We start from the raw sequence: 24,193 nt of genomic DNA on the forward strand, positions 1-24,193 counted from the left end.
CGCCACCGGAACGGCGATCGGGCTCGCCAGCCGCATCCACGGTGCAACGCTCTCAAGTCCTCGCGCTGATACTGCGGCGTTTCGGCGAGGTCTTCCAGACGGCTTTCAACCTAGGGCGCTCGTCCGAGGACAAACGGCGCAGTGCCGTTTGGGCGAGGCCCGGCGCCCGTCCTCGGCCAACGGAACGGCCTCTCGTGCAAAGGAACGAGGCGGGTCGTCCGGGCCGCCTCGGGATTCAGGCGCACCAGCTAGGGATAACCACTATCGCCTGCCGGCACCGGGGCGCGCATACTCCTTTCAAACGAACGTTTGAATTCAACCTAATGCAAGAACTCAGATCCTCCAGCACCCGCGAATCGATCCTCGACACCGCCGAAGCGCTGTTCGCGCAGCAGGGCCACGACGGCACGTCCATGCGACAGATCACCGGCGCGGCCGGCGTCAACCTGGCATCGGTCAACTATCACTTCGGCTCCAAGGAGTCGCTGGTGCAGGCCGTGCTCAAGCGCCGCCTGGAAGTCCTGAACCGCGAACGGCTGCGCCTGCTCGACGAACTTGAAGCCCAGGCCCAGGGCAAACCGCTCAAGCCGTCGCAGATCGTCGACGCCTTCTTCGGCACGCTGCTGCGCCTGGCGGCCGATCCGGAGCAGGCCGGCAGCACTTTCCTGCCGCTGCTCGAGCGCACCATGACCGACCCGGCCGGCTTCATTCGCGCCCTGTTCGCCGAGGAATACGCCGACGTGCTCGAGCGCTACCGCAATGCCCTCTTCGCCGCGCTGCCCGACGTGCCGCGCGCCGAGATCGTGTGGCGTTTCCAGTTCATGCTGGGCGCAACCTCCTACGCCATCATCGGCACCGACCTGCTGCGCTCGGTGACCGGCTGGACGCTGGACGAAGCCGAGCAACCCGACAACCCCGAGCTGCTGCTGCCCCGCCTGATGAGCTTCCTGCTCGGCGGCCTGCGCGCTCCCCTGCCGCAGCATCCCGCCACTTAGGCCCCAGGGGTCAGCGCGGTGCGGCGGTTCCAGAAGATATCGAGAAAGGAGACAAGGAAATGAACGCAGTCATCGTCGCGCTGGTCGTCATCGCGCTGCTGGCCGTCGTCCTGCTGGGCGTGCGCCCGGTCAGGCGGGCCTTGCTGTCGGCGCCGATCTTCAATCTCTACCGCAAGGTGCTGCCGCAGATGTCGGACACCGAGCGCGACGCGCTCGAGGCCGGCACGGTGTGGTGGGAAGGCGAGCTGTTCCGCGGCCGCCCCGACTGGAAGCGCATGCTGGCCTATCCGCGCCCGCGCCTGACCGAAGAAGAACAGCATTTCCTCGACCACCAGGCCGAAGAAGCCTGCCGCATGGTCAACGACTGGAACATCACGCAGGAACGCTTCGACCTGCCGCCCGAGGTCTGGGACTATCTCAAGCGCAGCGGCTTCCTGGGCATGATCATCCCCAAGGAATACGGCGGCCTGGCCTTCTCGGCCTATGCCCACTCCGAGATCGTGACCAAGCTGTCGACGCGCTCGTCGGCGCTGGCGGTGTCGGTGATGGTGCCCAACTCGCTCGGCCCCGCCGAGCTGCTGCTGCACTACGGCACCGAGGAACAGAAGAACCACTACCTGCCGCGCCTGGCGCGCGGCGAGGAAGTGCCGGCCTTCGCGCTGACCAGCCCCTGGGCCGGTTCCGATGCCGCCGCCATCCCCGACAGCGGCATCGTCTGCAAGGGCGAATGGCAGGGCCGGGAAGTGATCGGCATGCGCGTCAGCTGGGACAAGCGCTACATCACGCTGGCGCCCGTCTGCACGCTGCTGGGCCTGGCCTTCCGCCTGTACGACCCGGACGGCCTGCTGGGCGGCAGGAAGGACATCGGCATCACCTGCGCGCTGGTGCCGCACGACCATCCGGGCGTGGACACCGGCCGCCGCCACTTCCCGCTGAACGCCATGTTCATGAACGGCCCGACCCGCGGCCAGGACGTGTTCATGCCGCTGGACTTCATCATCGGCGGCCCGGCCATGGCCGGCCAGGGCTGGCGCATGCTGATGGAATGCCTGGCGGCCGGCCGCTCGATCTCGCTGCCGTCTTCCAACACCGGCATGTCCAAGCTGACGGCCCGCGCGGTCGGCGGCTACGCCCGCGTGCGCAGCCAGTTCCGCACCCCGGTCGGCAAGTTCGAGGGGGTCGAGGAAGCGCTGGCCCGCATCGGCGGCCACACCTACATGATGGACGCCGCGCGCAGCATGACCGCCGGCGCCGTCGACCTGGGCGAGAAGCCCTCGGTGGTGTCGGCCATCGTCAAGTACCACGTCACCGAACGCGCGCGCCAGGTCGTCAACGACGGCATGGACGTGATCGGCGGCAAGGGCATCTGCCTGGGGCCGTCCAACTTCCTGGGCCGCGCCTACCAGCAGATCCCCATCGGCATCACCGTGGAAGGCGCCAACATCCTGACCCGCAGCCTGATCATCTTCGGCCAGGGCGCTATCCGCTGCCATCCGTACGTGCTGGCCGAGATGCGCGCGGCGCAGTCGCCCGACCGCAGGCAGGGGCTGGATGATTTCGACCGCGCCTTCTGGGGCCACGTCGGCTTTGTCGCGCGCAACAAGCTGCGCGCGCTGGGCACCGCCCTGACCGGCGGCCGCTTCGTCGGCATCGACGCCGACGTCGCGCCCGAAATGAAGCGCTACTACCAGTTGCTGAGCCGCTATTCGGCCGCCTTCGCGCTGCTGGCCGACACTTCGATGCTGGTGCTGGGCGGCAGCCTCAAGCGCCGCGAGCGCCTGTCGGCGCGCCTGGGCGACATCCTGTCGCAGATGTACCTGGCCAGCGCCGCGCTCAAGCGCTTCGAGGACGAAGGCCGCCAGAGCGCCGACGCGCCGCTGGCGCACTGGTCGGTGCAGGATGCGCTGTTCCGCCTGCAGGACGCCATCGACGGCGTGCTGGAAAACTATCCCAACCGCCTGGTGGCGTGGAGCCTGCGCCGCATCGTCTTCCCCTGGGGCCGGCCGCAGTCGCTGCCGTCCGATCAGCTGGGCCAGGACGTGGCGCGATTGCTCATCAACCCCGGCGCGACCCGCGACCGCCTGACCGCCGGCTGCCACCTGCCCGCGACCGCCGACGAACCGGTCGGCGCGATCGAACAGGCGCTGGCCGCCACGCTCGAAGCCGAACCGATCGAATCGAAGATCCGCGAATTCGAGAAAAGCGGCGCGCTCGAAGGCAACCCGCAGGCCAACGTGCGCGACCTGGCCGACGCCGTCTTTGCCGCCGGCGGCATCACCGCCGAAGAATATGCGGTGGTCAAGCGCCGGAATACCTTGCGCGACACCGTGGTGAAAGTGGATGATTTCCCTTTTGATCTCGGCATCACCGGCGCGGTCAAGCCCGTGGCCGAACGCAAGGCGGCCTGAGGCCCGTCCTCATACCAAGGAGATCGGATGGCATTCAAACCGGTATATGTGGTCGACGGCGCCCGCACCCCCTTCCTGAAGGCGCGCTCGGGCCCCGGCCCATTCGCGGCCGGCGACCTGGCGGTGCAGGCCGGACGCGGCCTGTTGTTGCGCCAGCCCTATGCGCCCACGGACCTGGACGAGGTCATCGTGGGCTGCGCCGCGCCCTCGGCCGACGAAGTCAACATCGGCCGCGTGATCGCCCTGCGCCTGGGTTGCGGCAACAAGGTGCCGGGCTGGACGGTGATGCGCAACTGCGCATCCGGCATGCAGGCCCTGGATTCCGCCATCGCCAACATCCAGACCGGCCGCTCGCAGCTGGTGCTGGCCGGCGGCACCGACGCCCTGTCGCACGCGCCGGTGCTGTTCTCGGACGACATGGTGCGCTGGCTGGCCAGCTGGTACGCGGCCCGCGGCATCGGCGCCAGGCTGGCGACCCTCGGTCGCCTGCGCCTGCGCCACCTGGCGCCGGTGATCGGCCTGCTCAAGGGCCTGACCGACCCCGTGGTGGGCCTGTCCATGGGCCAGACCGCCGAGAACGTCGCCACCCGCTTCGGCATCAGCCGCCAGGCCATGGACGCCTATTCGGCGCAGAGCCACGCGCGCGCGCTGGCCGGGCGCGCCAACGGCGCCTTCGCCGAGATCACGCCGCTGATCGACACCCAGGGCAAGCTGTACCCGGACGACGACGGCGTGCGCGAGGACTCCACGCCCGAAAAGCTGGCCAGGCTCAAGCCGGTGTTCGACAAGCCCTGGGGCAACATCACCGCCGGCAACAGCTCGCAGGTCACCGACGGCGCCGCGATGCTGGTGCTGGCCTCCGAGGAAGCGGTGCGGCGCTGGAACCTGCGACCGCTGGGCCGCATCGTCGACAGCCAGTGGGCCGGCCTGGATCCGGCCATGATGGGCCTGGGGCCGGTGCATGCCGCCACGCCGATCCTGCAACGCCACGGCCTGGGCCTGAATGACCTGGACTTGTGGGAGATCAACGAAGCCTTCGCCGCGCAGGTGCTAGGCTGCCTGGCCGCCTGGCAGGACGAGGCCTATTGCCAGGAACACTTCGGCACGCCGGCCTGGGGCGCGCTCGACCCGGCCCGCCTGAACGTGGACGGCGGCGCCATCGCCATCGGCCATCCGGTCGGCGCCTCGGGCGCCCGCATCGTGCTGCACCTGCTGGAGGCGCTCAAGCGCCGCGGCGCGCGGCGCGGCATGGCCGCCATCTGCATCGGCGGCGGCCTGGGTGGCGCGATGCTGGTCGAAACCTTGGAGAACCGCTAATGAACGCGCTGGAGACGCTCTCGCACTGGCGCCTGGAGCGCGACCCCGACGGCCTGGCGTGGCTGACGTTCGACCGCGCCGGCAGCGCCGTCAACGCCCTGTCGGCCGACACCATGGCGGAACTGGCGACGGTGCTGGACGCGCTCGACGCCCAGCCGCCCAAGGGCCTGGTGATCCGTTCCGGCAAGGCCACCGGCTTCATCGTCGGCGCCGACGTCAATGAATTCGCCGAACTGAACACGCCGGAACAGGGCCGCGCCCTGGTGGCGCGCGGCTGGAACCTGTTCAACCGCCTGGCGGCGGTGCGCTACCCGACGCTGGCGCTGATCCAGGGCCACTGCCTGGGCGGCGGCCTGGAGCTGGCGCTGGCCTGCCGCTACCGCCTGGTGGAAGACACGCCTGGCGCCTCGCTGGCGCTGCCGGAAGTCATGCTGGGCATCTTCCCCGGCTGGGGCGGCATGCTGCGCCTGCCCGCCGTGATCGGCGCGCCGGCCGCGCTCGACATGATGCTGACCGGCCGCGGCGCCGATGCGCGCCGCGCGGCGGCGCTGGGCCTGGTGGATGCGCGCGTGCCGACCCGCCTGCTGCAGGCGGCGGCGCGCGGCATGGTGCTGTCGGGCAAGCCGCCGCGGCGCGCGCGCGGCCTGGGCGCCTGGCTGAACCGCTGGCCGCTCAAGGCGGTGGCCGCCAACCGCGCCCGCAAGCAGGTCGCCGCCAAGGACCCGCTGGGCCACTACCCGGCCGCGCCGGCCATCATCGAACTCTGGGAAAAGCACGGCGGCAACGCCTTGCAGGCGCCCGCGCTGATCGACACCATCATCGCTTCGGACACCGCCCGCAACCTGCTGCGCGTGTTCCGGCTGCAGGAACGCCTGAAGGCCAACGGCCGCCAGGCCGGCATCGCCCCGGTGCGCCACGTGCACGTGGTCGGCGCCGGCGTGATGGGCGGCGACATCGCCGCCTGGTGCGCGCTCAAGGGCCTGACCGTGACACTGCAGGACCAGGACATGACCCGCATCGCGCCCGCCATCAAACGCGCCGCGTCCCTGTTCTCGCGCCGCCTGAAGGACCGCCGCGCGGCCCGCGCCGCCTTCGACCGGCTGGTGCCCGATCCCGCCGGCGGCGGCGTGCCGCTGGCCGACGTGGTGATCGAGGCCATCAGCGAGAGCCCCGAGGCCAAGCGCGGCTTGTACCAGTCGCTGGAGCCGCGCATGAAGGCCGACGCGCTGCTGGCCACCAACACCTCCAGCCTGTCGCTGGAAACGCTGGGCGCCGGCCTGGCGCGGCCCGAGCGGCTGGTCGGCATCCACTTCTTCAACCCCGTGGCCAAAATGCCGCTGGTGGAAGTGGTGCATGCGGACGGCACCGCCGCCGACACGCTGGCGCGCGCCAGCGCCTTCGTCGGCCAGATCGGCAAGCTGGCCCTGCCGGTGCGCAGCGCGCCCGGCTTCCTGGTCAACGCCGTGCTGGCGCCCTACATGCTGCAGGCCATGCGCAGCGTCGACGAAGGCGTGTCGCCCGCCGCCGTGGACGCGGCCATGGTGGCGTTCGGCATGCCCATGGGGCCGCTGGAACTGGCCGACACCGTCGGCCTGGACATCGCCCGCGCGGCGGGCCAGGAACTGGCCGGCGGTGCCGAGCCGCCGCGCTGCCTGGCCGAGAAGCTGGCGCGCGGCGACCTGGGCAAGAAGAGCGGCCGCGGCTTCTACACCTGGCGCGACGGCAAACCGGTAAAGGACGGCCAGGGCGCCGCCCGCGCGCCGGCCGGCCTGGCCGAACGCCTGATCCAGCCCTTGGTGGACGCCACCCGCGAGCGGGTCGAGGCCGGCGTGGTGGCCGATGCCGACCTGGCCGACGCCGGCGTGATTTTCGGGACCGGGTTCGCGCCGTTCACGGGCGGACCCCTGCATTACCAGAGCAGTCGCAGTGCGTAGCGCAGTAGAGAACCGGCGTATGCCGAGAGATTAGACCGGGCCGACGAGACCGGCAGTGCCATAGAGACACACATATCCAACATCGAGGAGGCAGTACCATGAGCAGACGTTCATTGTCCCTGAGCACCCTGTCCGCCATTGTGGTCGGCCTGGGCGCCACCAGCGCCGCCCACGGCGCCGGCTTTCAGCTCCTGGAGCAGAATGCCAGCGGCCTGGGCAACGCTTATGCGGGCTCGGCGGCAAATCCGGAAAACGCCAGCATCATCTACTACAACCCCGCAGGCATGACCTACCTGCCCGGCATCAATGTCTCGGGCGGCGTCAACCTGATCAAGCCGTCGTTCAAGTTCTCGGACAACGGTGACAGCCGCAATCCCACCGCGCTGGGCGGCACCCGCCCCACCGGCGGCGACGGCGGCGACGCCGGCAACCTGGGGGTCGTGCCCAACCTCTACGGCTCGTGGCAGCTGAGCGAAAAGTGGTTCATCGGCCTGGGCATCGGCGCGCCGTTCGGCCTCATGACCGAATACGACGACGGCTGGGCCGGCCAATACCACTCGAACAAGTTCGAGATCAAGACGATCAACATCAATCCCTCGATCGCCTACAAGGTCAACGAGAAATTCTCGATGGGCTTCGGCGTGAACTGGCAGCACATCGACGCCAACTACAAGAAGAAGACCGTGGTGCCCGTGGCCCTGCCCGGCGGCCGCACGGTCTTCACCAATGGCGACGCCGACCTCAACCTGAAGGGCGATGCCTGGGGCTGGAACGTGGGCTTCATGCTGCAACCCACCGAAGACACCCGCATCGGCCTGTCGTACCGTTCCAAGATCAAGCACACCGCCAAGGGCGACACCGATATCGACCACATCGGCCCCACCGGCCAGTCGGTCTCGTTCGACGCCAAGGCCTCGGTCGACCTGCCCGATACGCTGATCCTGAGCGCCACCCATCAGCTCAACGAGAAGTGGGAACTGCTGGGCGACATCTCGTGGACCGGCTGGAGCAGCATCCCCGACCTGAAGATCCGCAACTCCGGCACCGGCGCGCGCGATGACGACCTGCCGCTGAACTTCCGCGACACCTGGCGCATCGCCGTGGGCACGACCTACAAGTTCGCGCCGGACTGGAAGTGGAAGTTCGGCCTGGCCTACGATCAATCGCCGGTCCACAAGGCCGAGGACCGGCCCACCTCGCTGCCCGACAACGACCGCTACTGGTTCTCGACGGGCGTGCAGTGGCAGGCCACCAAGAGCACCACGCTGGACCTGGGCTATACCTATCTGTACCTGCGCAAGACGGATATCGACACCACGTCCGGCAACGCGCTGACGAAGGGCCGCGTCGCGGGCACCTATGACAGCAGCGGCCACATCTTCGGCCTGCAGCTGTCGTCCCGCTTCTAGCCTTGCCGGGGCGGATGACGGGCCGGTCCCGTCTTCCGCCCGCATTTTCAGGAGACTTCCTTGAGCAAGTTCGTCGTCAAACACGTCGCCGTGCTGGGTGCCGGCGTCATGGGCGCGCAGATCGCCGCCCACCTGGCCAACGCCGGCGTGCCCGTCACGCTGTTCGACCTTGCGGCGCCCGAAGGCGACCGCAACGGCATCGTCAAGAAGGCGCTGGCCGGCCTGAAGAAGCTCGAGCCCGCGCCGCTGGCCAGCCCCGCCCGCCTGGCCCTGATCACCCCGGCCAACTACGACGACCATATCGAACAGCTGCGCGGCTGCGACCTGATCATCGAAGCCATCGCCGAGCGCATGGACTGGAAGACGGCGCTGTACGAGCGCATCGCGCCGCACGTCGCGCCCGGCGCCATCATCGCCTCCAATACCTCCGGCCTGTCGATCGACGCGCTGGCCAACGCCCTGCCGGCCGCGCTGCGCGACCGCTTCTGCGGCATCCATTTCTTCAATCCGCCGCGCTACATGCGCCTGGTGGAAATCATCGCCACCTCGCACACCCAGGCGCCGGTGCTGGACCAGCTCGAGACCTGGCTGACCTCCACCCTGGGCAAGGGCGTGATCCGCGCGCTCGACACGCCCAACTTCGTGGCCAACCGCATCGGCGTGTTCTCGATCCTGGCGGCGATGCACCACACCCAGCGCCTCGGGTTGGGCTTCGACGAAGTCGACGCCCTCACCGGCCCCAGGATCGGCCGCCCCAAGAGCGCCACCTACCGCACCGCCGACGTGGTCGGCCTGGACACGCTGGCCCACGTGGTCGGCACCATGGACAAGAACCTGCCCGACGATCCCTGGCACCGCTATTTCACGCTGCCCGCCTGGCTGTCGGCCCTGATCGCCAAGGGCGCGCTGGGCCAGAAGAGCGGCGCCGGCGTCTACCGCAAGGCCGGCCGCGAAATCCAGGTACTGGACCTGCAGGCGCAGGACTACCGCCCCAGCGCCGGCAAGCTGGCCGACGAGGTCGCCGCCCTGCTCAAGGAACGCGATCCGGCCAGGCGCTTCGCCGCGCTGCGCGCCAGCGACCATCCGCAGGCCCAGTTCCTGTGGAGCCTGTTCCGCGACATCTTCCACTACAGCGCGGCGCAGCTCGGCCAGGTGGCCGACAACGCCCGCGACCTGGACCTGGCCATGCGCTGGGGCTTCGGCTGGGCCCAGGGCCCGTTCGAGACCTGGCAGGCCGCCGGCTGGCAGGCCATCGCCCGCGCCGTGGCCGAGGACATTGCCGCCGGCCGCGCCATGAGCGACGCGCCGCTGCCGGCCTGGGCCCTGGAACCGGACCGCCAGGGCGTGCACACGCCCGCCGGCTCGTATTCGGCGCGCAGCGGCAAGCTGCACCCGCGCTCGGCGCTGCCGGTCTACCGGCGCCAGCTGTTCCCCGAGCGCGTGTTCGGCGAAGGCCCCGACGACCGCGGCACCACGGTGTGGGAAAACGAAGGCGTGCGCCTGTGGAACCTGCCCGAGGTCGACGCCGGCATCGCCATCCTGTCGGTCACGTCCAAGAACCACACGCTGGGCGCCGAGGTGCTGGAAGGCATCCTGCAGGCCGTGGCGCGCGCCGAGCGCGAGTTCGATGGCCTGGTGATCTGGCATGACGCCCCGTTCGCCGTGGGCGCCAACCTGCAGCAGGTGTCCGAAGCCTGCGCCGCCGGCCAATGGGACATGCTGGAAGCCACCGTCGAGAAGTTCCAGCGCACCTCGCAGGCCTTCAAGTACGCGCAGATCCCCACCGTGGCGGCCGTGCAGGGCATGGCGCTGGGCGGCGGCTGCGAATTCCTGATGCATGCCTCGCACCGCGTGCTGGCGCTGGAAAGCTATATCGGCCTGGTCGAGGCCGGCGTCGGCCTGATTCCGGCCGGCGGCGGCAGCAAGGAATTCGCCGGCCGCGCCGCGGCGCTGGCGGCGAAGACCGCCACGCCCGGCGAGGTGTTCCCGTTCCTGCAACCGGTGTTCCAGACCATCGCCATGGCGCGGGTCGCCAAGAGCGCCATCGAGGCCGTGGACCTGGGCTTCGCGCGCGAGCAGGACATCGTGCTGTTCCATCCGGGCGAGCTGCTGTTCGTGGCCATCGGCCAGGCGCGCGCCGCCGCCACCGCCGGCTACGCGCCGCCGCCGCGCCTGCAGGACGTGCCCGTGGCCGGCCGCAACGGCATCGCCAACTTCGAGATGGTGCTGGTCAACATGCGCGAAGGCGGCATGATCAGCGCCCACGATTACCGCGTGGCCCGCAGCGCCGCCGTCGCGCTTTGCGGCGGCGAGGTCGAGACCGGCGCCAAGGTCGACGAGGAATGGCTGCTGGCGGTCGAACGCAAGGAGTTCGTGGCGCTGCTGCGCACGCCCGAGACCCAGGCCCGCATCCGACACACGCTCGACACGGGCAAGCCATTGCGGAACTGACTCCCCCCCGAGGCGCCTTGCGGCGCTTCCCCCCAGGGGGCGCCGGTGGCGGACCGGCAAAGCCGGATCCGCGCGGCCCCGCTTGTGGGGGACCGTGGTGTGCATAGAGGGTGATCGTTATGGATACGAGGAAATGATATGAGCAAGCAGATTCAAGAGGCTTACATCGTTGCGGCGACGCGGCTGCCGGTGGGCAAGCGCAATGGGGTGTATGCCACCACCCGGCCCGACGACATGCTGGCGGCGGCGCTGCAGGGCGTGTTGAAGCAGACGCCGTGGCTGGATCCGGCGCGCATCGACGACGTCATCACCGGTTGCGCCATGCCGGAAGCCGAACAGGGCATGAACGTGGCGCGCATCGGGCTGTTGCTGGCCGGCCTGCCGCAAAGCGTGGCCGGCGTCACCGTCAACCGCTTCTGCGCGTCGGGCCTGCAGGCGGTGGCCGACGCCGCCGCCCGCATCCGCAGCGGCGAGGTCGACATCATGATCGGCTCGGGCACCGAGTCCATGAGCGCCATGCCGCAGATCATGGGCAACAAGGTGTCGCTCAACCCGGCCATCTTTTCGCATCCCGAGAACGTCGGCATGGCCTTCGGCATGGGCCTGACCGGCGAGAAAGTGGCCGAGCAATGGAAGGTGTCGCGCGAAGACCAGGACGCCTTCGCGCTGGCCTCGCAGCAGAAGGCCAACGCCGCCATCGCCGCCGGCCACTTCCGCGCCGAGACCACGCCGTTCGAGGTGGTGACGCGCCTGCCCGGCGGCTCCAAGGGCGACGTGCGCGAAACCCGCCGCCTGGTCGAGGTCGATGAAGGCCCGCGCCCCGACAGCAGCGCCGAGGGACTGGCGCGGCTCAAGCCCGTGTTCGCCGCGCGCGGCAGCGTCACCGCCGGCAACAGCTCGCAGATGTCGGACGGCGCCGCCGCCGTGGTGCTGGTGTCCGAGCGCGTGCTGCGCGAGTTCAACCTCAGCCCGATGGCGCGCTTCGTCAGCTACTCGGTGGCCGGCGTGCCGCCGGAAATCATGGGCATCGGCCCCATGGCCGCCATCCCCAAGGTGCTGGCGCGCGCCGGCATCGCCCAGGACGACCTGGACTGGATCGAACTGAACGAGGCCTTCGCCGCGCAGTCGCTGGCGGTGATCCGCGAACTCAAGCTCGATCCAGCCAAGATCAACCCGCTGGGCGGCGCCATCGCGCTGGGCCACCCGCTGGGCGCGACCGGCGCGATCCGCACCGCCACGCTGATGCACGGCCTGCGCCGCACCGGCGGCAAGTACGGCATGGTGACGATGTGCATCGGCACCGGCATGGGCGCGGCCGGCCTGTTCGAGGCCATGTGACCGAGGCGATGTAAAGCGGTGAAGCCCTATTGGTTCAAACGCCTGTCGCCGGCCTGGCGCGCGCGCCTGATGCGGGTGGGATTCAACCTGCATCCGGCGTTCCGCGCCACCGGCGGCCGGGTGCTGCACGTGTCGCACGATTTCCAGCACATCCGCATCAAGCTGCCCCTGCTGCGGCGCACGCGCAACATCGTGGGCTCGATGTACGGCGGCTCGCTGTTCGCGGTGACCGACGGCGCCCATCCCACCATGCTGATGGCGGCGCTGGGCGCGGACCACATCGTGTGGGACAAGGCGGCATCCATCCGCTACCGCAAGCCCGCCTATACCACGCTGTATGTGGACTTCCGGCTGCCGCCGGGAGAAATCGCGGACATACGCAAGATCCTTGCGCGCGACCACGAGACCACCCGGACCTACACCGTGGAATTGAAAGACAAGGACGGCGTCGTCTACGCCGTCGTGGAACGCACGATCTACATCGCCGACAAGAAGTACTACAAGCAGAAAACCACTGGAGGAGACCCATGCGTGACATCATCCCCGGAGGGCGCGCCGCCGCCCTGAGCCTGGTCCTGGCCGCCTGCCTGGCGGCCGCCCCCGCGCTGGCCGCCGACGTGGAAGTGGCCGGCGTGCGCGTCCCCGCGCAGTTGTCCGAAGGCGGCCAGGCGCTGGTGCTGAACGGCGCCGGCCTGCGCACCAAGTTCGTCGTCAAGGTCTACGTGGCGGCGCTGTATGCCGGCGCCAAAAGCCAGGACGCCGCGGCCTTGATCAACAGCAACGCGCCGCGCCGCATGCGCCTGCAACTCTTGCGCGATGTCGACAGCAAGAGCCTGGACGCGGCGCTGCAGGAAGGATTGCGCGACAATACGTCCAAACAGGAACTCGCCGTCCTGCAATCGTCCGCCGCGCGCCTGTCCGCCCTGATGGCCGAGATCGGCTCGGCCCGCGAAGGCGACGTGATCGACCTGGACTTCGATGCCCGCGGCGTGACGATCACCGACAACGGCAGGCAGCGCGGGCGCATCGACGACCCCGCCTTCGGCCGCGCGCTGCTGCGTGTCTGGCTGGGCGACAATCCGGCGCAATCCTCCCTGAAAAAAGCCCTGTTGGGAGCCCCGTAAAGATGGAACGAATCTGGCAAAAGAGCTACCCCGCGGGCGTGCCCAGGGACATCGAGCTCGACAGCGCCACCACGCTGGTCTCGATCGCGCGTGACAGCTGCCGGCGGTTCGCGGACAAGCCCGCGTACCTGAGCATGGGCAAGACCATGACCTACGCCGAACTCGACCGCCTGACGCGCGACTTCGCCGCCTGGCTGCACGCCAACGGCCTGCGCAAGGGCGACCGGGTGGCGCTGATGATGCCCAACCTGCTGCAATATCCGGTCTGCCTGTTCGGCACGCTGCGCGCCGGCTGCGTCGTGGTCAACTGCAACCCGCTGTACACCGCCCACGAACTGGAGCACCAGCTGGCCGACGCCGGCGCGCGCGCCATCGTGGTGGCCGACAACTTCGCCGCCACGCTGCAGAAGGCGTTGCCCAACACACCCGTCGAAAAGGTGCTGGTGACCTCGATCGGCGAACTGCTCAGTCCGCTCAAGGGCCGCCTGGTGGACTTCGTGGTACGGCGCGTCAAGCGCATGGTGCCGGCCTGGTCGATCCCCGGCGCCCTGCGCCTGGGCCAGGCGCTGCGGGCCGGCCGCGACGCGCCCTTCGAGGAAGTCGCGCTGACCCAGGACGACCTGGCCTGCCTGCAATACACGGGCGGCACCACCGGCGTGGCCAAGGCCGCCATGCTGACCCACCGCAACCTGGCCGCCAACGTCACCCAGGCCCACGCCTGGATCAAGCCGCTGGTCAAGGATGGCGAGGAATGCATCGTCACGGCGTTGCCGCTCTACCATATCTTCGCGCTCACGGCGAACTGCCTGGCCTTCATGAAGATCGGCGCCAGCAACCTCCTCATCATCAATCCGCGCGACATCCCCGGGCTGATCAAGGAGATGGCCAAGGTGCCCTTCAGCGCCTTCACCGGCGTCAACACACTGTTCAACGCCCTGCTCAACCATCCCGACTTCGCCAAACTGGATTTCTCGCGCCTGCGGCTGACCATGGGCGGCGGCATGGCGGTGCAGCGCGCCGTGGCCGAGCGCTGGCTGGCCGTCACCGGCCGCTCGCTGGCGCAGGCCTATGGCCTGACCGAGACCTCGCCGGCGGTGACCATCAACCCGCTCGACGTCAAGGCCTTCACCGGCTCCATCGGCCTGCCGGTGCCATCGACCGACCTGTCGATCCGCGACGATGACGGACGCGAACTGGGCGTGGGCGAACGCGGCGAGATCTGCGTGCGCGGCCCCCAGGTGACGCAGGGCTACTGGAACCGGCCCGACGAGACCGCGCTGGTGATGACGCCCGATGGCTACCTGCGCACCGGCGACATCGGCTACGTCGACGAAACCGGCTACGTTTTCCTGGTCGACCGCAAGAAGGACATGATCCTGGTGTCCGGCTTCAACGTCTATCCCAACGAGGTCGAGGATGCCGCGGCGCTGCATCCCGGCGTGCGCGAAGTGGCGGCCATCGGCGTGCCCGACGAACGCTCGGGCGAGGCGGTCAAGCTGTACGTGATCCGCAAGGATCCGAACCTGGACGCCGAAACGCTGATCGCGCATTGCCGCACCCAGCTCACCGGCTACAAGGTGCCGCGCTACATCGAGTTCCGCGACGACCTGCCGCGCACCAACGTCGGCAAGATCCTGCGGCGCGAACTCAAGCCGGCCACGGCCGACGCGCCGCACAAGGATACGGCCGGCGCCTGACGCCGGCCCGGGCGCGGCGGCGGGCGCCGCCGCCCCTGCCCGCTCACCACTGCCCGAAGAACACCCCGGCGCGCTTGTGCGCATTGGTGCCCTGCTCGACCGCCGCGTCGCTCATGGTGGTGCGGCGCTTGCCACGCAGCATCCAGTCCAGCAGGCGCTCGCGCAGCTGCGCCCGCACCGGCGCATGCGCTGCGCTGGCGCCCAGGTCCTGGAACTCGTCGGGATCGGCCTGCAGGTCATACAACTGCTCGGGCTCGTCCAGCCAGTACACGTAGCGCCAGCGGTCGGTGCGCACCGACCAGGCGCGCGCGTTCTGTGGGGTCTTGCCGCGCAGGATGCGGGCCTGGCGGAAACTGTAGTCCAGCTCCGAGAACACGCAGTCGCGCCACGGCTCGTCCGCGCCGCGGCCATGCAGAACGGTCTGCAATTCGCGCCCTTCCAGCCGGTGCCAGGGCCGCGGCGCCTCCAGCGCGCGCAGCACCGTGGGCACCAGGTCCACGCTTTCCACCATGTCCGCCAGCGCCTGGCCGCGGGTGGCGTCGGCCGCCGCCGACGGGTCCATGACGATGAAGGGCACCCGTTGCACGGTGTCGTAGAACAGTTCCTTCTCGCCCAGCCAATGGTCGCCCAGGAAATCGCCATGGTCCGCCGTGAACACGATGAGCGTATTACGCATCAGGCCCGCGCCTTCCATGTAGTCGAACAGCCGCCCCAGGTGGTCGTCGAGCTGGCGGATCAGGCCCTGGTAGGCCGGGCGCACCACGCGCACGCACTCGTCGGTCGAGAAGCTGACACTTTCCTCGTGCTGGCGATAGGCCGCCACCACCGGATGCGCGCCGGCCAGTTCCTCGCGATTGCGCCGCACCGGCAGGCATTGGTCGGCCGTGTAGCGCTGGTGGTAGGGCGCCGGCGCCATGTAGGGCCAGTGCGGCTTGACGTAGCTCAGGTGCAGCACCCAGGGCTGGCCGCCGCGCTGCTGCATGAAGCGCAGCGCCTGGTCGGTCATGTAGGCGGTTTCGGAGTGCGGCTCGGCCACGCGCGACGGCAGGTGCGCGTTGCGCATGTTCCAGCCGCTGACCACCTGGCCGCGCGCGTCGACGCCGGCGATGACGTAGTCGGTCCAGGGGTCGGCGCTGTCGTAGCCCTGGCTGCGCAGGAAGGCGGGGTAGCCGCTTTCCTTGCCCGGCTCGTGGTGGCCGTCGTAGCGGTCGACCTCGATGAAGCCGCCGCGCGACAGCAGCGCGCCCAGCTCTGAGCCGCCGTCGATCGACAGGCGCTCCATGCCGGCGCGGTCGGGAATGACGTGGGTCTTGCCCGCCAGCGCCAGGTCGCGCCCCTGCCCCGCCAGGTATTCGCCCAGCGTGATCTCGTTGACCGACAGCGGCACCCGGTTCCAGGTGGCGCCGTGGCGCGAGGGGTAGCGCCCCGTGTAATAGCTCATGCGCGACGGGCCGCACACGCCGGAATTGACGAAGGCGCGGTCGAAGCGCGCGCCGCGCGCGGCCAGCGCGTCCAGGCTGGGCGTCCGCAAATAGGGATGGCCATAGCAGCTCAGGTGGTCCGCCCGCAGCTGGTCGGCCATGATGAACAGCACATTCTGCACGGTACTCATCGTCGCCCGCCCTATTGCGTCGCGGTGAAGCCGGAGGCCTTCACCACCGGTTCCCATTGGGCCCGGTAGGCATCCAGGTCGCGTCCGGTGGCCGCCGCATCGGCCGCCACCGGCTCCAGGTACGAGTCGCGCACCGCCTGCTGCATGGCGGGCTCGCGCATCACGGCCGCGATATCCTCGCCCAGCCGGACGGCCTTGGCCGGCGCCATCGCGGACGAGGCGAAGAAGGCATTCCAGCCATCGGCCGCCAGGTCCACGCCGGCCTCGCGGAAGGTGGGCACGTCGGCCAGCTCCGGGGCGCGCGCCTCGCCCGAGGTCGCCAGGATGCGGATCTTGCCGGCGCGGTGTTGCGGCAACAGCGTGTCCAGGGTGTCGACGGCCTGCGGCAGGATGCCGCCGATGAGCTCGGAAATCAGCGGCGCCGAACCGCGATAGCCCACCACCTCGGGTTCCTGCTTGAGCTCGCGGCCCAGCATCAACGCGAAGAAATGCGGCAGGCTGCCGGTGGCGGGCACGCCCACCGTGAACTGGCGCGGGTGGTCGCGCAGCCACTGGCGCAATCCGGCCACATCGTGGATCGGCGAATTGGCCGCCACCGCCAGCGCGAACTTGTAGCGGCTGACCAGCGACACCGGCTGGAAATCGCGGCGGGCATCGTAGCCCGGCTCGGCATAGACCAGCGGCGCCACCACCATCACCGCCGGATTGGCCAGCATCAGCACGTTCTGGCGCGCGGCCAGCGCATGCAGGCCCTGGGCCGCGATGCGGCCGCCGGCGCCGGTCTTGTTCTCGACCACCACCGTCACGCCGAGCCGGTCCTTCAGGCGGTCGGCCACCAGCCGCGCGACGCGGTCGGAACTGCCGCCCGGCGGATAGCCCACCACGATGGTCAAGGCGCCGTCCAGCGGCGCCTGCTGGGCACAGGCCGGCGCGGCCGAAGCCGCCGCAAGCGCCGCGAATGCGACGCGGGATATCCAATTACGCACGCTAGTCTCCCTGGTGACAACGGCCCGCTGTCGGTTATGTTTGTGCTTGCCGGGCCTGGGCCTGGATAGGCGAGACGACTGTAGCGCCGCGAAGATTGCTTGATCTAATCCAGTACTTGCCATAACGATATGACCCACCCCGTCGAACACCCCCTGGCCGAGATGCTGATGTACCAGCTGTACCAGGCCTGGGCGCAGTCCAACCCCGTTTTCGTGCGCCTGTGCGAAGGCCGTTTCGGCATCACCCGGCGCGAATGGCGCCTGCTGGCCTGTGCGATCGAGGGCGGCATCATGACCTCGGCCGAACTGGCGGCCGCCGCCAAGCTCGACCTGGCCCGCACCTCGCGCACGCTGGGTTCGCTGTGTGAAAAGGGCTGGCTGCGGCGCCTGCCCGACAGCGCCGACCGGCGCGTGGTGCGCATCGAGGCCACCGCCGAGGGCCTGGACCGCTACCGCGCCCTGCTGCCGGAGGTCCTGCGCCTGAACGACCTGCTGGTGCAGGACCTGGACGCCGCCGAGATCGCCCTGCTGCGCGACCTGCTGACCCGTATCGCCGGGCGCGGCCAGCGCATGGCGCAGGACAACCTCATCACCGACAAGGCGAGCCGGCGCGAAGGCGGAACGCGGCGCGCGCAATACGGATGACGGCACCCAGCCCCTTTATTTTTAAGGGGTTACCCTGATACGCTTGGGCGGCCTCCTTCTACGGACCTGCCATGCCCGGCGCAAAATCGAACCCCGTCTTTCGCTACTTCGAAAACCTGATCGACCCGTTCCGCGACGCCCCCGACATCACCCCGCCGGGACGCGTGCTGCGCTTCTACGCCTATTACCTGTGGCAGGTCTGGCCGATCTTCGCCATCCTGCTGCTGGTGGGCCTGGCGGGCGCGCTGGTGGAAGTGGCGCTGTTCAGCTTCCTGGCCGACCTGGTCGACATGGCGCAGAACACCGCGCCGGCCGACTTCTTCCGCGAGCACGCCTACACGCTGGTGTGGATGGCGTTCGTGGTGATGGTGCTGCGGCCGCTGTCGATCGCCGCGCACGACCTGCTGTCGCACCAGACAATCTCGCCCAGCCTGACCACGCTGGTGCGCTGGCAGAACCACCGCTACGTGCTGAACCAGGGCCTGGCGTTCTTCCACAACGACTTCGCCGGCCGCGTCGCCAACCGCGTGCTGCAGACCGGCAATTCGCTGCGCGATTCGGCGGTGCAGTCGGTGGACGCGCTGTGGCACGTGATCCTGTACGCCGCCAGCGCGCTGTACCTGTTCGCCGAGGCCGACTGGCGCCTGGTGATTCCGCTGGTGCTGTGGATCGCGATCTACTGCGGCATGCTGGCGTACTTCGTGCCGCGCATGCAGTCGCGCGCCGTCATCGCCTCGGAGGCGCGCTCCAGGCTGATGGGCCGCATCGTCGACGGCTACACCAACATCTCCACGCTCAAGCTGTTCGCCCACGCCCGCCGCGAAGAAGACTACGCGCGCCAGGCCATGACCGAGCAGACCGAAAAGCAGCGCCTGTCGACCCGCGTCATCACCGCCATGGACGTGTCCATCAACACGCTCAACGGCATCCTGATCGCCAGCACCGCCGGCCTGGCGCTGTGGCTGTGGAGCATCGGCAGCATCAGCCTGGGCGCGATCACGCTGGCGCTGGGCCTGGTGATCCGCATCAACAACATGTCCGCCTGGATCATGTGGGAAGTGAACGGCATCTCGGAAAACGTCGGCATCGTGCAGGACGGCCTGGCCACCATCTCGCAGCCGCGCCAGGTGCTCGACCGGCCCGACGCCGTGCCCTTGCGCATCACGCAGGGCGAGGTGCGCTTCGAGGACATGTCGTTCCACTACGGCAGCGGCCGCCAGATCATCCCGCACCTGGACCTGACCGTGCGCGCCGGCGAGAAAATCGGCCTGATCGGCCCGTCGGGCGCCGGCAAGTCGACCCTGGTCAACGTGCTGCTGCGACTGTACGACCTGGAGGGCGGGCGCATCCTGATCGACGGCCAGGACATCGCCGGCGTCACCCAGGAAAGCCTGCGTTCGCAGATCGGCGTGGTCACCCAGGACACCTCGCTGCTGCACCGCTCGATCCGCGACAACCTGCTGTACGGCCGGCCCGACGCCAGCGAGGCGCAGTTGCGCGACGCCATCGACCGCGCTCGCGCCGCCGAATTCATCGACGCGCTGGTCGACGGCGACGGCCGCCGCGGCCTGGACGCCCACGTCGGCGAGCGCGGCGTCAAGCTGTCGGGCGGCCAGCGCCAGCGCATCGCCATCGCCCGCGTGCTGCTCAAGGACGCGCCCATCCTGATCCTGGACGAAGCCACCTCGGCGCTCGATTCCGAGGTCGAGGCCGCGATCCAGGAAAGCCTGGAGGCGCTGATGCGAGGCAAGACCGTCATCGCCATCGCGCACCGCCTGTCCACCATCGCCCGCATGGACCGGCTGGTCGTGCTGGACGGCGGGCGCATCGTCGAATCCGGCACCCATGCCAGCCTGATCGCCCAGGGCGGGCTGTACGCGCGGCTGTGGAGCCACCAGACGGGGGGGTTCGTCGGGCTGGACTGAGCCGGCGGGCGGACGTCGCGCTGGCGCCACACGGGAAGACCCTGTACGTACATGCTGTACGTACAGGTGTACACTGGCGGCTTTCAACCCCCTGACAGACGCACGCATGAACGTCTGCGCCGCGAGAAAATCCCCCTGGAGACTCCGATTGTGACGACCGCAACCACCCGTTCGCCCTTCTTTGGCACGATGCAGAAAATCCCTGGCGGCCTGATGCTGGTACCGCTGATCCTGGGTTCGCTGCTCGGCACCTTCGCGCCCGACGCGCTGGCCATCGGCGGCTTCACCACCGCCCTGTTCAAGAACAGCGCCCTGCCGCTGATCGCGCTGCTGATCTTCGCCACCGGCACCCACGTCAATGCGCGCACCGGCGGCCCGATCCTGGCCACCGCCGGCACCATCCTGCTGATGAAGACGCTGGTTCCGGCCACCCTCATCATCATCCTGGGCAGCTACGTCGGCCTGGACGGAGTGCTGGGCGTGTCGATCCTGGCCATGCTGGCCGCCTTCGACAACAGCAACGGCGGCCTGTGGCTGGCCTACACCGGCCAGTACGGCGACGCCCGCGACCGTGGCGCCTACGTCGCCAGCGCGGTCAACGACGGCCCCTTCTTCAGCCTGCTGTTCCTGGGCGCCTCGGGCCTGGCCGACATCCCCATGATCGCCCTGGTGGCGGCGCTGGTGCCGTTCCTGCTGGGCGTGCTGGTCGGCAACCTCGATCCCAAATGGCGCGACGTGCTCAAGCCCGTGCCCAACATCGTCATCCCGTTCTTCGCCTTCGCGCTGGGCACCGGCATCAACCTGGGCGCGGTCGTCAATGGCGGCGTCACCGGCCTGATCCTCGGCCTGATCATCAGCCCGATCACCGGCGGCCTGGTCTACCTGGGCTATCGCCTGATCCTGCGCCGCGGCGGCAAGAGCGGCCTGGGCTTCGCGGCCGGCACCACCGCCGGCAACGCCATCGCCACGCCCGCCGTGGTCGCGGCCGCCGACCCCAACTTCCAGCAATACGTCTCGACCGCCACCGCGCAGGTCGCCGCCTGTGTGCTGATCAGTTCGATCCTGGCGCCGGTACTGGCCTCGTACTTCCTCAAGCGCGCCGGTGAACTCAAGTCCGAGGATGCCGCCGACGACGCGGCGGCCGGCGGCTACCGCGAGGCGCGCGGGGAGGCCCTTTGAATCCCGCCATCGCCATCGTCGCCGACGACCTGACCGGCTCCGGCGACACCGCCGTGCAGTTCGTGCGGGCCGGCTGGACCACCCGCCTGTCGATCGACGGCGCGCACGAGGCGCTGGCCGCGCCGGCCGCCGACGACGTCGACGTGCTGGCGGTCACCACCCACAGCCGCGCCCTGCCCGCCGCGCAGGCGGGCGCGGTGATCCGGCGCAACGTCGAGCGGCTGCGCGCCGCCGGCGTCTCGCGCCTGTACAAGAAAGTGGACTCGACGCTGCGCGGCGCCTTCAAGGCCGAGATCGACGCGGCGCGCGAGGCCTGGGGCGCGGATGCCATCGCGGTGGTGTGCCCGGCGTTCCCCGCCACCGGCCGCACCGTGGAAGACGGCGTGCTGATGGTGGGCGGCCAACCCGTCACCGCCACGTCGGCCGCCACCGACCCGGTCACGCCCGTGACCGAAAGCCATATCCCGACCCTGCTGGGCTGCGCCCACGTCGCGGCCAAGGCGGGTGAATCGCCCGAATCGCTGGCCGCGCGCATCGCGCAGGCCGGCGCCACGGTGGTGGTCGACGCCCGCGACGACGCCGACCTGGAACGCCTGGCCCGCGCCATCGGCATCCTGGGGCCGCGCGCCCTGCCGGTGGGCGCCGGCGGCCTGGCGGTGCCGCTGGCCCGTGTCTGGGCCGGCGCCGACCAGACCGCCCCTGTGGTCGTGGTGGTGACCTCGCAGCACAGCGCCGCCCGCGCGCAGGCCGCCGCGCTGCAAGCCGCCGGCGCGCGCACCTGGGCGCCGCAACTGGCGGACCTGGCCGATGATGCCGCCTGGCGCGGCTGGTGCGAACCGCTGCTGCGCGCCCACGCGCAGGACGGCGCCGACGCCGCCGGCACCCTGCTGTTGCTGGCCCCGGCCGGCCAGCGCGAAGGACTCGATTCCGACACCGTGGCGCAGCGCCTGGGCACGCTGGCCGCGCAGGCCATCGGCGCCTCGCGCGCCGCCGGCGTGGTCGCCACCGGCGGCGACGGCGCGCGCCAGGTGCTGCTGGCGCTGGGCGCCAGCGGCATCGCCCTGGTGGATGAAGTGATGGGCGGCGTGCCCCTGGGCACGCTGACCGGAGGCACGGCCGACGGCCTGCCCGTGGTGACCAAGGCCGGCGGCTTTGGCGCCGAAGACGTACTGGTTCGCGCCGTGCGCGCGATCCGCGACAGGAGATTCAAGCGATGACACAAACCCCCGCCCCCAAGCTGCCGCTCTTGGCCGTCACCCTCGGCGACGTGGCCGGCATCGGGCCGGAGATCACGGCCAAGATGCTGATGGGCCATGACGAACTGCGCCAGAAGGCGCGCCTGGTCGTGATCGGCGATGTCGACGTGATGGCCAACGCGGTACGCAGCCTCGGCGGCGATCCCGCCATCGTGCGCCGCGTCGAACGCCCCGCCGACGCCACCAACACGCCCGGCACCATCGAAGTGCTGCAGGCCGGCCCGTCGCTGGGCCACGTCAAGCTGGGCGAGATCAGCGCCGACGCCGGCGACGGCTCGGTGCGATTTGTCACCACCGCCTGCGCCCTGGCGCGCGCCGGCGAGGTCGACGGTATCGTCACCGCCCCGCTCAACAAGGCCGCCATGCACGCCGCCGGCCACAAATGGCCCGGCCACACCGAATTGCTGGCGCACGAATTCGGCGTCAAGACCTTCTCGCTGGTGCTGTCCGCCGGCGACCTCTACATCTTCCACGCCACTACCCACGTGTCGCTGCGCCAGGCCATCGCGGACCTGACCCCGGCGCGCATGCGCGCGGTGCTGCGTCTGGCCGGCTCGTTCGCCAAGGCCCTGGGCCGCGGCGACCGCCCGGTGGCGGTGTCGGGCCTGAACCCGCACGCCGGCGAAAACGGCATCTTCGGCACCGAGGACGCCGACATCCTGGCGCCCGCCGTGGCCGAGGCCAACGCCGCCGGCATCCTGGCCGCCGGCCCGATCCCGGCCGACGCGCTGTTCCCGCAGGCGGTGCGCGGCAAGTGGCAGTTCGTGATCGCCTGTTACCACGACCAGGGCCACGCCCCCTTCAAGGCCGTCTATGGCGACGACGGCGTTAACATCACCGTCGGCCTGCCGGTGGTGCGCGTGTCGGTCGATCACGGCACCGCGTTCGACATCGCGGGCCAGGGCATCGCCCGCGAAGACAGTCTGATCCTGGCCGCCGAGCGCGCCGCGCATCTGGCCCCCGGCTGGACGCATGTATGGGAAACTGCGCGGGCTCAAACAGGAGGTTGATTGCATGGCGCCCGCCAACGCTGAAGATTTGCCCGCGCTGGACCGTTCCGGCGACGTGCCGCTGCACGCCCAGGTGGCGGCGCTGCTGCGCGGCTACATCCGCACCCGCAAGCTCGGCGCCGGCGCGCTGCTGCCCAGCGAAGCCGCCTTGTGCGAACGCTTCGGCGTGGCCCGCAGCGTGGTGCGCCAGGCCTTGTCGGCGCTGGCGGCGGAAGGGCTGATCCAGCGCGAGGCGGGACGGCCCGCGGTCGTCGCCACGCCGCGCGAGCATCGCCGCCTGGTGCAGCGTTCCACCGGCCTTTACGAACAGTTCGCGCAGTCCGGCGTGGCGCTCAAGACACGCGTGCTGGGCCTGGCGCCGGGCGAAGCGCCCAAGGCCGTGATCGAGTTCTTCGGCACCGCCGATCTGCTGCTGCTGGAACGGCTGCGACACGTGGCCGATGCGCCGTTGGCCTATGTGCGCACGTGGCTACCCGCCGCCGCCGTCCCCGGCCTGCGCGCCGACGACCTGGCCGATGCCTCGCTGCACGGCGTGCTGACGCGGCGTTTCGGCCTGCATCCCGGCGCCGGCCGCAACCAGATCCGCGCGGTAGCCGCCGATGCCGCCTTGGCCGCGCTGCTGCAGACCGACACCGGCACGCCGCTGCTGATGCTGGAAGGCCAGGGCATGGATCAGCATGGCAAGCCGCTGGAATGGTTCAGCACCTGGCATCGCGCCGAACAGCTGGTGTTCGACGTCGACGTCAGCGTCGGCCACGAAAGCGTGCAGCCGCGCCTGCGCGACGCGGCCGTGGCCGGCGTCGAGGCGGCGGCCGACAGCCACGATCCGCTGGCGCGCGCCCAGGCGCTGGTGGCCGAACTCTCGGCGGAACTGGCGCGCCTGCGCGCCGGCTCCTAGCTCCTGGCG

Annotated in this window: 18 protein-coding genes; 16 read left to right on the top strand and 2 right to left on the bottom strand. The window is 70.0% G+C overall.

The window, feature by feature from the left end; all coding sequences use genetic code 11:
• Nucleotides 1-323: 323 nt before the first annotated feature.
• From ACUTAG_RS05080 to ACUTAG_RS05125, 10 genes are all read left to right on the top strand, one after another.
• The gene (locus ACUTAG_RS05080) at nucleotides 324-995 is read left to right on the top strand and encodes a TetR/AcrR family transcriptional regulator (protein ID WP_026384898.1); all 672 of its coding nucleotides are present in this window, start codon (nucleotides 324-326) and stop codon (nucleotides 993-995) included.
• Between the two features lie 59 nt (nucleotides 996-1,054).
• Nucleotides 1,055-3,403, top strand: coding sequence for an acyl-CoA dehydrogenase (locus tag ACUTAG_RS05085; protein WP_446650011.1), 2,349 nt, complete (start codon nucleotides 1,055-1,057; stop codon nucleotides 3,401-3,403).
• A gap of 27 nt (nucleotides 3,404-3,430) precedes the next feature.
• Entirely contained in the window at nucleotides 3,431-4,720 is a 1,290-nt protein-coding gene (locus ACUTAG_RS05090; RefSeq protein ID WP_024069823.1) for an acetyl-CoA C-acetyltransferase, read from the top strand.
• Nucleotides 4,720-6,654, top strand: a complete 1,935-nt coding sequence (locus ACUTAG_RS05095) for a 3-hydroxyacyl-CoA dehydrogenase NAD-binding domain-containing protein (protein ID WP_446650012.1) — start codon at nucleotides 4,720-4,722, stop codon at nucleotides 6,652-6,654. Before ACUTAG_RS05090 ends, ACUTAG_RS05095 begins: the two co-directional genes overlap by 1 nt.
• A 98-nt stretch (nucleotides 6,655-6,752) precedes the next feature.
• Nucleotides 6,753-8,063: an OmpP1/FadL family transporter gene (locus ACUTAG_RS05100; RefSeq protein WP_024069825.1), complete on the top strand. Its 1,311-nt coding sequence runs from the start codon at nucleotides 6,753-6,755 to the stop codon at nucleotides 8,061-8,063.
• Between the two features lie 60 nt (nucleotides 8,064-8,123).
• Nucleotides 8,124-10,514: a 3-hydroxyacyl-CoA dehydrogenase/enoyl-CoA hydratase family protein gene (locus ACUTAG_RS05105; protein ID WP_054517113.1), complete on the top strand. Its 2,391-nt coding sequence runs from the start codon at nucleotides 8,124-8,126 to the stop codon at nucleotides 10,512-10,514.
• Nucleotides 10,515-10,652: 138 nt separating this feature from the next.
• Nucleotides 10,653-11,852, top strand: coding sequence for an acetyl-CoA C-acyltransferase (locus tag ACUTAG_RS05110; protein WP_054497599.1), 1,200 nt, complete (start codon nucleotides 10,653-10,655; stop codon nucleotides 11,850-11,852).
• 18 nt (nucleotides 11,853-11,870) lie between these two features.
• Nucleotides 11,871-12,419, top strand: coding sequence for a DUF4442 domain-containing protein (locus tag ACUTAG_RS05115; RefSeq protein ID WP_006387720.1), 549 nt, complete (start codon nucleotides 11,871-11,873; stop codon nucleotides 12,417-12,419).
• A complete protein-coding gene (locus ACUTAG_RS05120) occupies nucleotides 12,380-12,976 on the top strand; it encodes a chalcone isomerase family protein (protein WP_054448482.1) in 597 nt (198 codons plus the stop codon). Before ACUTAG_RS05115 ends, ACUTAG_RS05120 begins: the two co-directional genes overlap by 40 nt.
• A 2-nt stretch (nucleotides 12,977-12,978) precedes the next feature.
• Nucleotides 12,979-14,673 carry a long-chain-fatty-acid--CoA ligase gene (locus ACUTAG_RS05125; RefSeq protein WP_024069828.1) on the top strand — a complete coding sequence of 565 codons (1,695 nt, stop codon included), beginning with the start codon at nucleotides 12,979-12,981 and terminating at the stop codon, nucleotides 14,671-14,673.
• Nucleotides 14,674-14,716: 43 nt separating this feature from the next.
• Here the strand turns inward: ACUTAG_RS05125 and ACUTAG_RS05130 are convergent, their stop codons facing one another.
• Together ACUTAG_RS05130 and ACUTAG_RS05135 are read right to left on the bottom strand one after the other, a co-directional pair.
• Entirely contained in the window at nucleotides 14,717-16,285 is a 1,569-nt protein-coding gene (locus tag ACUTAG_RS05130) for a sulfatase-like hydrolase/transferase (RefSeq protein WP_006387717.1), read from the bottom strand.
• 11 nt (nucleotides 16,286-16,296) lie between these two features.
• Entirely contained in the window at nucleotides 16,297-17,259 is a 963-nt protein-coding gene (locus ACUTAG_RS05135) for a tripartite tricarboxylate transporter substrate-binding protein (RefSeq protein WP_371318090.1), read from the bottom strand.
• A 141-nt stretch (nucleotides 17,260-17,400) separates the two neighbouring features.
• Between ACUTAG_RS05135 and ACUTAG_RS05140 the strand changes: the two genes are divergently transcribed.
• The 6 genes from ACUTAG_RS05140 (at nucleotide 17,401) to ACUTAG_RS05165 (ending at nucleotide 24,184) form a co-directional block, all read left to right on the top strand.
• Nucleotides 17,401-17,916, top strand: coding sequence for a MarR family winged helix-turn-helix transcriptional regulator (locus tag ACUTAG_RS05140; protein WP_020928845.1), 516 nt, complete (start codon nucleotides 17,401-17,403; stop codon nucleotides 17,914-17,916).
• 71 nt (nucleotides 17,917-17,987) lie between these two features.
• Entirely contained in the window at nucleotides 17,988-19,841 is a 1,854-nt protein-coding gene (locus ACUTAG_RS05145) for an ABC transporter ATP-binding protein (RefSeq protein WP_006387714.1), read from the top strand.
• A gap of 150 nt (nucleotides 19,842-19,991) precedes the next feature.
• Nucleotides 19,992-21,020, top strand: coding sequence for a 2-keto-3-deoxygluconate permease (locus ACUTAG_RS05150; RefSeq protein ID WP_020928848.1), 1,029 nt, complete (start codon nucleotides 19,992-19,994; stop codon nucleotides 21,018-21,020).
• A complete protein-coding gene (gene dtnK, locus ACUTAG_RS05155) occupies nucleotides 21,017-22,237 on the top strand; it encodes a D-threonate kinase (protein WP_053514683.1) in 1,221 nt (406 codons plus the stop codon). Before ACUTAG_RS05150 ends, dtnK begins: the two co-directional genes overlap by 4 nt.
• On the top strand, nucleotides 22,234-23,286 hold the full coding sequence (pdxA, locus tag ACUTAG_RS05160) for a 4-hydroxythreonine-4-phosphate dehydrogenase PdxA (RefSeq protein WP_020928850.1): 1,053 nt from the start codon (nucleotides 22,234-22,236) through the stop codon (nucleotides 23,284-23,286). Before dtnK ends, pdxA begins: the two co-directional genes overlap by 4 nt.
• Before the next feature lie 4 nt (nucleotides 23,287-23,290).
• Entirely contained in the window at nucleotides 23,291-24,184 is an 894-nt protein-coding gene (locus tag ACUTAG_RS05165; protein WP_024069834.1) for a GntR family transcriptional regulator, read from the top strand.
• The last annotated feature ends 9 nt before the right edge of the window (nucleotides 24,185-24,193 follow it).

It is taken from the genome of Achromobacter sp. CSND-B12, from assembly GCF_052906545.1.

Bases quoted from the DNA above. Each gene is read 5' to 3' on its own strand.
- ACUTAG_RS05080 (WP_026384898.1), top strand. From the start codon at position 324: ATGCAAGAACTCAGATCCTCCAGCACCCGCGAATCGATCCTCGACACC.
- ACUTAG_RS05085 (WP_446650011.1), top strand. From the start codon at position 1,055: ATGAACGCAGTCATCGTCGCGCTGGTCGTCATCGCGCTGCTGGCCGTC.
- ACUTAG_RS05090 (WP_024069823.1), top strand. From the start codon at position 3,431: ATGGCATTCAAACCGGTATATGTGGTCGACGGCGCCCGCACCCCCTTC.
- ACUTAG_RS05095 (WP_446650012.1), top strand. From the start codon at position 4,720: ATGAACGCGCTGGAGACGCTCTCGCACTGGCGCCTGGAGCGCGACCCC.
- ACUTAG_RS05100 (WP_024069825.1), top strand. From the start codon at position 6,753: ATGAGCAGACGTTCATTGTCCCTGAGCACCCTGTCCGCCATTGTGGTC.
- ACUTAG_RS05110 (WP_054497599.1), top strand. From the start codon at position 10,653: ATGAGCAAGCAGATTCAAGAGGCTTACATCGTTGCGGCGACGCGGCTG.
- ACUTAG_RS05120 (WP_054448482.1), top strand. From the start codon at position 12,380: ATGCGTGACATCATCCCCGGAGGGCGCGCCGCCGCCCTGAGCCTGGTC.
- ACUTAG_RS05125 (WP_024069828.1), top strand. From the start codon at position 12,979: ATGGAACGAATCTGGCAAAAGAGCTACCCCGCGGGCGTGCCCAGGGAC.
- ACUTAG_RS05130 (WP_006387717.1), bottom strand. From the start codon at position 16,285: ATGAGTACCGTGCAGAATGTGCTGTTCATCATGGCCGACCAGCTGCGG.
- ACUTAG_RS05140 (WP_020928845.1), top strand. From the start codon at position 17,401: ATGACCCACCCCGTCGAACACCCCCTGGCCGAGATGCTGATGTACCAG.
- ACUTAG_RS05145 (WP_006387714.1), top strand. From the start codon at position 17,988: ATGCCCGGCGCAAAATCGAACCCCGTCTTTCGCTACTTCGAAAACCTG.
- pdxA (WP_020928850.1), top strand. From the start codon at position 22,234: ATGACACAAACCCCCGCCCCCAAGCTGCCGCTCTTGGCCGTCACCCTC.
- ACUTAG_RS05165 (WP_024069834.1), top strand. From the start codon at position 23,291: ATGGCGCCCGCCAACGCTGAAGATTTGCCCGCGCTGGACCGTTCCGGC.